General features: G+C 70.9%; 9 protein-coding genes. 5 read left to right on the top strand and 4 right to left on the bottom strand.

Annotated elements, in window-relative coordinates; translation table 11 throughout:
• Positions 1-3: 3 nt before the first annotated feature.
• The 4 genes from ACFUK0_RS37945 to ACFUK0_RS37960 form a co-directional block, all read right to left on the bottom strand.
• The gene (locus ACFUK0_RS37945; RefSeq protein WP_380258239.1) at positions 4-1,119 is read right to left on the bottom strand and encodes an ADP-ribosylglycohydrolase family protein; all 1,116 of its coding nucleotides are present in this window, start codon (positions 1,117-1,119) and stop codon (positions 4-6) included.
• Between the two features lie 29 nt (positions 1,120-1,148).
• Positions 1,149-2,450, bottom strand: a complete 1,302-nt coding sequence (locus ACFUK0_RS37950) for a DUF2786 domain-containing protein (RefSeq protein WP_380258241.1) — start codon at positions 2,448-2,450, stop codon at positions 1,149-1,151.
• Positions 2,451-2,552: 102 nt separating this feature from the next.
• Positions 2,553-4,163, bottom strand: a complete 1,611-nt coding sequence (locus ACFUK0_RS37955) for a transporter (protein ID WP_380258243.1) — start codon at positions 4,161-4,163, stop codon at positions 2,553-2,555.
• Positions 4,160-4,948 (bottom strand): ABC transporter ATP-binding protein, encoded by a 789-nt coding sequence (locus tag ACFUK0_RS37960; RefSeq protein WP_380258245.1) that lies wholly within the window; start codon positions 4,946-4,948, stop codon positions 4,160-4,162. The genes ACFUK0_RS37955 and ACFUK0_RS37960 overlap by 4 nt, the downstream gene beginning before the upstream one ends.
• A gap of 240 nt (positions 4,949-5,188) precedes the next feature.
• On the opposite strand from ACFUK0_RS37960, the gene ACFUK0_RS37965 reads away from it, so the two are divergent.
• The 5 genes from ACFUK0_RS37965 to tuf all read left to right on the top strand — a co-directional run bounded on the left by ACFUK0_RS37965 (position 5,189) and on the right by tuf (position 10,670).
• Positions 5,189-5,794 carry a DUF1707 and DUF4190 domain-containing protein gene (locus ACFUK0_RS37965; protein ID WP_380258247.1) on the top strand — a complete coding sequence of 202 codons (606 nt, stop codon included), beginning with the start codon at positions 5,189-5,191 and terminating at the stop codon, positions 5,792-5,794.
• A 498-nt stretch (positions 5,795-6,292) separates the two neighbouring features.
• The gene (gene rpsL, locus ACFUK0_RS37970) at positions 6,293-6,664 is read left to right on the top strand and encodes a 30S ribosomal protein S12 (protein ID WP_014144289.1); all 372 of its coding nucleotides are present in this window, start codon (positions 6,293-6,295) and stop codon (positions 6,662-6,664) included.
• Positions 6,665-6,666: 2 nt separating this feature from the next.
• Positions 6,667-7,137: a 30S ribosomal protein S7 gene (gene rpsG, locus ACFUK0_RS37975; protein ID WP_073924319.1), complete on the top strand. Its 471-nt coding sequence runs from the start codon at positions 6,667-6,669 to the stop codon at positions 7,135-7,137.
• A 39-nt stretch (positions 7,138-7,176) separates the two neighbouring features.
• Positions 7,177-9,282: an elongation factor G gene (gene fusA / locus ACFUK0_RS37980; RefSeq protein WP_380258249.1), complete on the top strand. Its 2,106-nt coding sequence runs from the start codon at positions 7,177-7,179 to the stop codon at positions 9,280-9,282.
• Positions 9,283-9,476: 194 nt separating this feature from the next.
• A complete protein-coding gene (gene tuf, locus ACFUK0_RS37985) occupies positions 9,477-10,670 on the top strand; it encodes an elongation factor Tu (RefSeq protein WP_380258251.1) in 1,194 nt (397 codons plus the stop codon).
• The last annotated feature ends 74 nt before the right edge of the window (positions 10,671-10,744 follow it).

Consider the following 10,744-nt stretch of genomic DNA (forward strand, 5'->3'; position numbering starts at 1 on the left):
CCGCTACGCCACGGGGTAGCGGTCGCCGAGGGCCGGGTGGTCCGGCTGCCGGGTGCCGAACAGCGCGACGAGGTCGTCCGCGACCTGGAGCAGCACGTCCCGCCCCTCGACCGCGTCCGCCCACTCGGGCGGCAGCCCCGAGGCGCCGTGCACCGCGCCGACCAGGTTGCCGCAGACGGCGCCGGTGGAGTCGCTGTCACCGGAGTGGTTCACCGACAGCAGCAGCGCCCGCCGGGCGCCGTCGGGGCCGTCGCCGCCCGCGAGCGCGCAGTACACCGCGATGGCCAGGCACTCCTCGGCGATCCAGCCGAGTCCGACCCGCTCCACCCAGTCGGCGTCCGGGCTGCCCTGGTCGGCCAGCAGGACGGCCCGCCGCAGGGCCTTCACCGTCTCCTCGGAGCCGGGCCAGGCGGCGGTCTGCTCGATGGTCTCCTCGACGGCCGTCCGCAGAGCGGCCCCGGCGGTGACCCGCTCGACCAGCGCCGCGAACGCGCCGGCCGCCAGGTACCCGGTCGGGTGTCCGTGGGTGAGCTGCCCGCACTGCGCGGCCAGCGCGAACGCCTGCTCGACGCCGAGCCGGGCCAGCCCGAACGGCGCCGACCGCATGACCGTCCCGCAGCCCTTGGAGTGCGCGTTGACGGGCCCCGGCTGCCCGAACACGGCCGGCGCCTCGAACACCTGGTGGTCACCGGCCCCGCTCATGCACGCGTTGCCGGGCGCCCGCCGCGCGTACAGGAACGGCTGCCGCAGCAGCCACCCGTCGTACGGGCGCGCCGGCTCGGCGGCCGGCCCGTCCTGTCCCTGGGTCAGGAACCAGCGCCGGTAGGCCTCGTGGACGGCCTCCGGCACCGAGCCGCCGCCGCCCGACCAGCCCCGGACGAAGCCGCGGATCATGCCCTCGGCCGAGAACAGCGTCATCTGGGTGTCGTCCGTGACCTGCCAGCCCCGCCGGCTCACCCGGCCGGTCACGCCGGCCGGTCCGTACTGCTCCCGGATGTCGTCCAGGTGCAGGAACTCCACCGGCCAGCCGAGAGCGTCACCCAGCGCGCCGCCCAGCAGCGATCCCCGTACCCGGTCCGCGTACTCCGTCCCCGAAGCCGTCCCTGAAGCCGTCACCAATGCCGCCCCTTGTGGTCATTGCCGCTCCGTCAGCGGCGGATGGCCCCGGCCCGTCCGTGCAGCGCGGCGCGGTCGGCGGCGGCGCGGCCGGCTGCCCAGCCCTCACCGTCGCTCACCCGCACCCGCTGCGAGGTCAGCTTCGGGAACATCCGCCCGATCGTCGCATCCACCTCCTGCTCGCGGGCGGCCAGGGCGGGCAGCAGCCGCTCGTCGGGCACGAGCTGCTCGGCGGTGCCGTCCTCGCGCAGGCGCCTGCCGACGGCGGCGTCCTTGGTGGCCTGCTCCGTCGCGGTGGTCAGCCGCTCGCGGATCCGCGAGGCGTAGGCGACCAGGAACGACTGCCGGAACGCCTTGGTGCGCGAGGCGCCGTCCAGGTGCTGGCGGCTGCCGGCCTTGTGCATCGCCGCCGTCGCCTGCACCAGCAGCGAGGTGTACAGCAGCTCCACGCCGTCGAGGTCGGCGTCGAAGCCGACGATGGTGCAGAAGCCGAACTCCTTCGCCCACACCACCCGGCAGCGGTTGGCGGCGGCCACCGCGTCCAGCAGCATCGTCTTGGGCACTTCGTACGGGCTGTCGACGCCGATCCGCACCGCCGCCGGGGTGTCCTTGGCGTCGGCGGTGACGGCGAGCAACGCCTCGTCGATGCTGTGCTGCGCCATCAGCTGCTGGGCCTTGGCGGTGAGCGCCTCGGCCTCCTCCGGGTACTCCGTCGACTCGGCCTTGGCGAGCAGCGCCCGGATCCGCGACAGCATCCGGGGTTCACCGGTGACCGGCCCGCTCGGCCGCTCGACCCTGGGGCCCTGGCCGGGGATCGCGCCGACCGGCTGGACGGGCGGCAGGTGCCCCCACGTCCGCAGCAGCTCCAGGGCGGTGGTGGCCAGCGCGAAGCGGTCCAGCCGGTGCCGGTCGGCGAAGGCTGTGAGGTAGCTCTCGTCGCCGTCCCACCAGACCTCGGCGGCCAGCTCGCGCAGCTGCTCGTGCCAGCGCCGGTCCAGGGTGGCGGCGGGGTGCCGGCGCCCCTCGGCGGCGATCAGGTCCACGGCGAGCGCCAGGTGCACGGGCTTCAGCTCCCGGCGCACCACCCGCACCAGGTCGGCCGGGCGCCACCCGGCGGACCAGCACCGCCCGACGGCGGTGTCGGCGTACGCCAGCAGCGCCCGGCTGACCGCCGGCCACTGCCCGGGGGCGGCGGCGAGTATCGACGCCCCGGTGTCCAGGGCGAGGTCCAGCTGCTCCGCCGGCGCGGCCACCACCCGGTGCACCGCCTGCTCCAGCAGCCCGCCGACGGCCTGGTCCGGCCCGGTGTCCTGCTGCTGCCTGCGCTTGCCCACGGTGAATCTGCTTTCGCTGCGTCCGGTGTCCGGGGCGGTCGGCCCTCCCTGCCATGATGCCGGAGTGCGCGGCGCGTCCCGTCCGCCCGGAGCCGCCCGGGCTCAGCGCTCGATGGCCTTGGCCAGGATCTCGGGCAGCCGGCCGGGCAGCCGGGCGGCGGCCAGCCGCACGCCGAGGGCGGCCGCGGCGGCGCCCCAGAGCGGGCCGAGCAGGAAGGCGGGCCAGGCCGGGCCGTCGGTGACCAGCGCCCACAGGACGTAGCCGCCGACCGGGAGGCTGAGCAGCAGCACGCCGACCATCGAGCCGAAGGTGTTGAGCAGGGTCAGCCCGCTCTGGCCGGGGGCGGCGTTGCGCATCGGGTTGCTGTCGGCGGGCATGGTGTACGGCGCGACGACGCTGAACAGGGCGCCGAGGCCGATGCCGCAGCCCAGCACGGACAGGGCCAGGCCGAGGGCCGGGGCGAGCCCGGCCCAGTCCCCGGTGGCGCCGGCCAGCACCGGCGCGAGCACCAGCAGGACGGGGACGGCGTAGCAGAGGACGGCGTAGGCGCGCCCGCGCAGCTCCTCCCGGGCGTCCGCGGTGGTGGTGATGGTGCTCGCGACCATCCAGAACGCCGAGCCGTCCATCCCGAACAGGTTGATCATCTGGAGTCCGAGGAACACCCCGGCCAGCACCAGCAGGTAGACGCTGGACCAGCCCTGGACGACCGACAGGACGCAGAGCACCAGCGTCATCCCGATGCTGGTGAACACGGCGGCCTTGGCGCGCGGCTCCCGCCAGGCGTACCGCAGGTGGCGCTGCATCACCGCGCCCGTCCGGCCCGCGGGCAGGAAGCCCCAGCGCCGGGACGTCGCGACGCCGCGCGACACCTCCAGGGTGGAGGCGTCGGCGGTGACCATCAGCTGCTGGAGGCTGCCCAGCCACCAGCGCAGCAGCAGCGCCAGCAGGGCGGCGGCGGCCGCGAGTTGCAGGGCGGCGAGGCCGTACTGCCCCTGCCCGGCGGTGCGGGCGGCGTCCAGCGCGCTGAGCGGCGGCACCCAGCGCAGGACGGCCGCGAACGGTGCGAACGGGCTGAGGTCCAGCGAACCGCCGGGGTGGTTGAGGGTGCTCTGGAGGGTGAGGTTGCCGATCTGGGTGAGCAGCGCGAAGAGCAGTCCGCCGAAGATGGCGAAGTCCTTGCCGCGCCGGCTGGAGAGCAGCCGGGCGTTCCCGGCGGCGACCGCCCGGGACAGCGTGACGAGGCTCACCACGGTGAGCGGTACGCCGAGCACGGCGACCACGGCCGAGGCGGCGCCGTGCGCACCGGCCAGTGCGGCGCCGGTCAGCACCACCAGCGAGACCACCGGGCCCGGGCCGATCAGCGCGGCGAGCGCCGAGCCCTGCAGCATCGGCCAGGGTCGCAGCGGCAGCATGGTGAGCCGGGTGGGGTCGGCGCTCTCGTCGCTGGCGAACAGGAACAGCGGCAGCGAGGCCCAGCCGATGGTGAGGGCGCCGGCCACCATGACGGCGGCGTCCGCGGCCCCGGCCCGGCCGTTCAGCAGGGCGAGGCCGAGGGCGAACCCGGCGGCGAACAGCACGCCGAGGACGCCGCCGACGACGTAGACGGCGGCCCGGCCGGGGCTGCGCCGCAGGCCGTTGCGGAGCAGCCGCAGCTTGAGCGAGACGAGGGCGCCGACGACCTGCCGGCCCTCGGGGACGGCGGTGGTGCTCACCGGTCACCGCCGAGCCAGCCGAGCGCCTGGCCGTCGTCCTCGCGGACGCCGATCAGGTCGAGGAAGGCGGCGTGCAGCGAGCGCCCGCCGCGGACGTCGTCCAGCGGGCCGCGGGCGATCACCTGGCCGGCGTTCACCACGGCGACCCAGTCGCAGAGCTGCTCGACGAGTTCCATCACGTGGCTGGAGAACACCACCGTGCTGCCCGCCGCCGCGTACCGCTTGAGCACGCCGCGGATGGTCTGCGCGGAGACCGGGTCGACGCCCTCGAACGGCTCGTCGAGGAAGAGCACGTCCGGGTTGTGCAGCAGCGCGGCGGCGAGGCCGATCTTCTTGCGCATGCCGGTCGAGTAGTCGGCGACCAGCTTGTCGGCGTCGCCCGAGAGGTCGAGGACGCCGAGCAGCTCCTCGGCCCGGCGGTCCACCTCGGCGCCGGGCAGCCCGCGCAGCCGTCCGTTGTACTGGAGCAGTTCGCGCCCGCTGAGCCGCTCGAACATCCGCAGGCCCTCGGGGAGGATGCCGATCCTGGCCTTGACGGCGACCGGGTCGGCCCAGACGTCGGCGCCGTGCACCAGGACGGTGCCCTCGTCCGGGCGCAGCAGGCCGGTGGCCATCGACAGGGTGGTGGTCTTGCCCGCGCCGTTCGGGCCGACCAGGCCGATGAACGACCCGGCGGGGAGTTCCAGGCTGAGCCCGGCCACGGCGGCCTGCTTGCCGAAGCGCTTCCACAGGTTGTGGATACTGACGGCGGCGGTGCTGGACGGCGGCGGGGTGGACGCCTGCATGGGGGCCTTCTCCGGAATTCGCGGGCGGACGGGGCCTTCCAGCCTCCCATTCGTCCGGCGGCCCGCTCCTGACCTGCACGATCCGGGCGTGTCTGGGCCAAATGGGTGAGTGTGGGTCAATCGCGGGTGCGGCCCGCCGAACTCGGTGTCCACTTCGGCAACTACTCAGGGCCGTCCTTCGTCCTGCACTATGAGAACAGCGAGCGCGCGCGGCGTGCCGGGGCGTCGGGAGGTGGCCGGATGGCCGTACAGCCGTGGGGTCCGCAGGGCCCCGGGTACGGGAAGCCCCCGGCCCACCTGCCCCCTCAGCCGTACCCGCAGCCCTGGCAGCCCGCCCAGACCCCGCAGGCGGCGATGCGCGCCGCCCACACCGACCGGGACCGCACGGTCGACGTCCTGAAGGCCGCGTACGCGGAGGGGCGGCTCTCCGCCGAGGAGTACTCCCAGCGCTTCGACGCCGCCAACCGCGCGCAGACGTACGGTCAGCTGTCGCAGATCGTCGCCGACCTGCCGTCCGGCCCGATGGTGCTGCCGATGGGCGGCGCCGTCCCGGTCGTCCCGCCGACCTTCCTGGCGCAGCCGCCGGCGATGATGATGGCCGCCCCGCGGCCGACGAACGGCCTGGCGATCGCCTCACTGGTGCTGGGCCTGCTGTGCCTGCCCACCGGTGGCACGCTGGCGGTGCCCGCCGTGGTCTGCGGACACCTCGCGAGGGCGCAGATCCGCAGGACCGGCGAGGACGGCGACGGGATGGCGACGGCCGGTCTGGTGATCGGCTGGCTGGCGATCGCCGGCTGGGCGATGTTCCTCCTGCTGATCACCGCGACCGTGGTCGGGTCCGGCTGACCGGCTGCGGCTGACCCCACCCGCCCGGACCTCGCCCGGCCGGCCCCGCCGAGTGGCCGCCGGCCCGTGTCTGTGATAGGGCGGTACGGAGGGGTTCGCAGTGCGGCGGCCACCGCCACGTCTCCCGGGCGTCATCCCGGGGATACCGGGGGGTACGCCGCGACCTGCGGCGTTGCATTTGTTTTGACCGCGCCCGATGCGCTAGGTACGCTCTGACCTTGTGCCTGGGGTGTCCCCGGGTCCTTGTGCGTGCAAGCACACCGGCCGCCGCGCCACGGCGAAGCGCTCTCCAGCGCCTCGCGCGCGCGAAGCGCCGCCGCTGCACATCAGCATCATGGGATTCCGCGATTCCTCCGGCGTCCGCGTCGGCTGCGAAGCCGGTGCGGGCCGGAAGAAGCCCAACACACCCGACCGCGTGGGTCGACCACGGGGCCGTGTGGGCTGGGAACACCGCAGGTTAGATCTACCAAGCGATGGCACACAGAAAACGGAGAAACGGTGCCTACGATCCAGCAGCTGGTCCGAAAGGGCCGGCAGGACAAGGTCGAGAAGAACAAGACTCCCGCGCTCAAGGGCTCGCCCCAGCGTCGTGGTGTTTGCACGCGTGTGTACACGACCACCCCGAAGAAGCCGAACTCGGCTCTCCGTAAGGTCGCCCGTGTGCGCCTCACCAGCGGGATCGAGGTCACCGCTTACATTCCGGGCGAGGGCCACAACCTGCAGGAGCACTCCATCGTGCTCGTGCGTGGCGGTCGTGTGAAGGACCTGCCGGGTGTGCGTTACAAGATCATCCGCGGTTCGCTTGACACCCAGGGTGTCAAGAACCGCAAGCAGGCCCGCAGCCGCTACGGCGCCAAGAAGGAGAAGTAAGAATGCCTCGTAAGGGCCCCGCCCCGAAGCGCCCGGTCATCATCGACCCGGTTTACGGCTCCCCTGTGGTGACGTCGCTGGTCAACAAGATCCTCCTGCACGGCAAGCGCTCCACCGCCGAGCGGATCGTGTACGGCGCCCTCGAGGGCGTCCGCGAGAAGACCGGTGCCGACCCCGTCGTCACGCTCAAGCGCGCGCTGGAGAACGTCAAGCCGGCTCTTGAGGTCAAGTCCCGCCGCGTCGGTGGCGCCACGTACCAGGTTCCGGTCGAGGTCCGTCCGGGCCGCGCCGCCACCCTGGCGCTGCGCTGGATGGTCGGTTACTCCCGCGCCCGTCGCGAGAAGACCATGACCGAGCGCCTGATGAACGAGATCCTCGACGCCAGCAACGGCCTGGGCGCTTCCGTGAAGCGTCGCGAGGACACCCACAAGATGGCCGAGTCCAACAAGGCCTTCGCGCACTACCGCTGGTAGTCCTAACCCCGTCACTAGACAGAGAGAGAACGAGCCACCATGGCTGCAACCTCCCTTGACCTTGCCAGGGTCCGCAACATCGGGATCATGGCGCACATCGACGCGGGCAAGACCACCACCACCGAGCGGATCCTGTTCTACACCGGTGTCTCGTACAAGATCGGTGAGGTCCACGATGGCGCTGCCACCATGGACTGGATGGAGCAGGAGCAGGAGCGCGGCATCACGATCACGTCGGCCGCGACGACCTGTCACTGGACGGTCGACGATGTCGACAACACCATCAACATCATCGACACCCCGGGTCACGTCGACTTCACCGTAGAGGTGGAGCGTTCGCTTCGCGTCCTCGACGGTGCCGTCACGGTGTTCGACGGTGTTGCCGGTGTCGAGCCCCAGTCCGAGACCGTGTGGCGGCAGGCTGACCGCTACGGCGTCCCGCGCATCTGCTTCATCAACAAGCTGGACCGCACGGGTGCCAACTTCTTCTTCTGCGTCGACACCATCGTGGAGCGCCTCAGCGCCACCCCGCTGGTGATGCAGCTCCCGATCGGTGCCGAGGCGGACTTCAAGGGCGTTGTCGACCTTGTCCGCATGAAGGCGCTGGTCTGGTCCGCCGAGGCCGCCAAGGGCGAGATGTACGACATCGTCGACATCCCGGCCGACCTGCAGGAGCAGGCCGCGGAGTACCGCGAGGCGCTCCTGGACACCGTGTCGAACGTCAGCGACGAGGTGATGGAACTCGCCATGGAGGGCGAGGACGTCCCCGAGGAGCTGCTGGTCGCCGCGATCCGCAAGGGCACCCTGGAGTCGGCGTTCACGCCGATCTTCTGCGGTACCGCGTTCAAGAACAAGGGCGTTCAGCCCCTGCTCGACGCGGTCGTCAAGTACCTGCCGTCGCCGCTGGACATCGAGTCCATCGAGGGCACCAAGCCCGGCGACGACACGGTCAAGATCTCCCGCAAGGCCTCGGACGACGAGCCGCTCGCCGCGCTTGCGTTCAAGATCATGTCCGACCCGCACCTGGGCAAGCTCACCTTCGTCCGGATCTACTCCGGGCGCCTTGAGGCCGGCACCGCCGTCCTCAACGCGGTGAAGGGCCGCAAGGAGCGCATCGGCAAGATCTACCGCATGCACGCGAACAAGCGTGAAGAGATCGAGTCGGTGGGCGCAGGCGACATCGTCGCCGTCATGGGTCTCAAGCAGACCACCACCGGTGAGACGCTGAGCGACGAGAAGCACCCGGTCATCCTGGAGTCCATGGACTTCCCGGCCCCGGTCATCCGCGTCGCGATCGAGCCGAAGTCGAAGGGTGACCAGGAGCGTCTGGGCACCGCGATCCAGCGGCTGGCCGAGGAGGACCCGTCCTTCCAGGTCAACACCGACGAAGAGACCGGCCAGACCATCATCGCGGGTATGGGCGAGCTGCACCTCGAGGTGCTGGTCGACCGTATGAAGCGTGAGTTCAAGGTCGAGGCCAACGTCGGCAAGCCGCAGGTCGCGTACCGCGAGACGATCCGCAAGGCCGTCGAGCGCATCGACTACACGCACAAGAAGCAGACCGGTGGCTCCGGCCAGTTCGCGAAGATCCAGATCGCGATCGAGCCGATCGAGTCCGGCGAGGGCTACGAGTTCGTGAACAAGGTCACCGGTGGCCGCGTTCCGAAGGAGTACATCCCCTCGGTCGACGCCGGTTGCCAGGAGGCCATGGAGTTCGGTGTCCTCGCCGGCTACCCGCTCCAGGGTGTCCGCGTGACGCTGCTCGACGGTGCCTCGCACGACGTCGACTCCTCCGAGCTGGCGTTCAAGATCGCCGGTTCGATGGCCTTCAAGGAAGGCGCCCGCAAGGCCGGTCCGGCCCTGCTGGAGCCGATGATGGCCGTCGAGGTCACCACGCCCGAGGACTACATGGGCGATGTGATCGGCGACATCAACTCTCGCCGTGGCCAGATCCGGTCCATGGACGAGCGTCATGGTGCCCGCGTCGTTTCGGCGCTGGTGCCGCTCTCCGAGATGTTCGGCTACGTCGGTGACCTGCGCAGCAAGACCTCTGGTCGCGCGAGCTACTCGATGCAGTTCGACTCGTACGCCGAGGTTCCGCGGAACGTGGCGGACGACATCATCGCCAAGGCCAAGGGCGAGTAACGTCCCGAATATCGGGATGTTCGCGAACCCTTAGGCTATTAGGAGGCAAACCCGGCGGGATCGGACACGATCCCGCCGGTGTCTCCGCCCCAATCCGCGGGACGGCATGGAGCGCAACCAGCGCTCCGTTCCCAACCCGATCAAAGACCAACTGACGTCGTACGGCGTACAGAATTGTCCTCAGGAGGACTGCAGTGGCGAAGGCGAAGTTCGAGCGGACGAAGCCCCACGTCAACATCGGCACCATCGGTCACATCGACCACGGTAAGACGACCCTTACCGCGGCGATCACCAAGGTGCTGCACGACGCGTACCCCGACATCAACCCCTTCACGCCGTTCGACCAGATCGACAAGGCGCCGGAGGAGCGGCAGCGCGGTATCACCATCTCGATCGCGCACGTCGAGTACCAGACCGAGGCGCGTCACTACGCCCACGTCGACTGCCCCGGTCACGCGGACTACATCAAGAACATGATCACCGGTGCGGCCCAGATGGACGGTGCGATCCTCGTCGTCGCCGCCACCGACGGCCCGATGCCGCAGACCAAGGAGCACGTGCTCCTGGCCCGCCAGGTCGGCGTGCCGTCGATCGTCGTCGCCCTGAACAAGGCCGACATGGTCGACGACGAGGAGATCCTGGAGCTCGTCGAGCTCGAGGTCCGCGAGCTGCTCTCCGAGTACGACTTCCCGGGCGACGACCTGCCGGTCGTGCGCGTCTCGGCGCTCAAGGCGCTCGAGGGTGACAAGGAGTGGGGCGAGAAGCTTCTCGGCCTCATGTCCGCGGTCGACGAGTTCATCCCGACCCCGGCCCGTGCCACCGAGCTCCCGTTCCTGATGCCGATCGAGGACGTCTTCACGATCACCGGTCGTGGCACCGTCGTCACCGGTCGTATCGAGCGTGGCATCCTCAAGGTCAACGAGACTGTCGACATCATCGGCATCAAGGAGACCAAGACCACCACCACGGTCACCGGCATCGAGATGTTCCGCAAGCTGCTCGACGAGGGCCAGGCGGGCGAGAACGTCGGTCTGCTCCTCCGTGGCATCAAGCGCGAGGACGTCGAGCGCGGCCAGGTCATCATCAAGCCGGGTTCGGTCACGCCGCACACCGACTTCGAGGCCCAGTCCTACATCCTGTCGAAGGACGAGGGTGGCCGTCACACCCCCTTCTTCAACAACTACCGCCCGCAGTTCTACTTCCGTACCACGGACGTGACCGGCGTCGTGACCCTCCCCGAGGGCACCGAGATGGTCATGCCGGGCGACAACACCGCCATGACGGTCGTGCTGATCCAGCCGATCGCCATGGAGGAGGGCCTGAAGTTCGCCATCCGTGAGGGTGGCCGCACCGTCGGCGCCGGCCAGGTCACCAAGATCCTCAAGTAATTGACGGTCTAGACCTGCCTGCACCACAGGCAAGGCGAGGGGCCCCGCACCCCGTCCGTGAGGACGGGGTGCGG

This window comes from Kitasatospora sp. NPDC057223, from assembly GCF_042669755.1.
Lineage (GTDB): Bacteria > Actinomycetota > Actinomycetes > Streptomycetales > Streptomycetaceae > Kitasatospora.

Coding starts and splice junctions, on each gene's coding strand:
- rpsG (WP_073924319.1), top strand. CDS start 6,667: ATGCCTCGTAAGGGCCCCGCCCCGAAGCGCCCGGTCATCATCGACCCG.
- fusA (WP_380258249.1), top strand. CDS start 7,177: ATGGCTGCAACCTCCCTTGACCTTGCCAGGGTCCGCAACATCGGGATC.
- ACFUK0_RS37965 (WP_380258247.1), top strand. CDS start 5,189: ATGGCCGTACAGCCGTGGGGTCCGCAGGGCCCCGGGTACGGGAAGCCC.
- ACFUK0_RS37960 (WP_380258245.1), bottom strand. CDS start 4,948: ATGCAGGCGTCCACCCCGCCGCCGTCCAGCACCGCCGCCGTCAGTATC.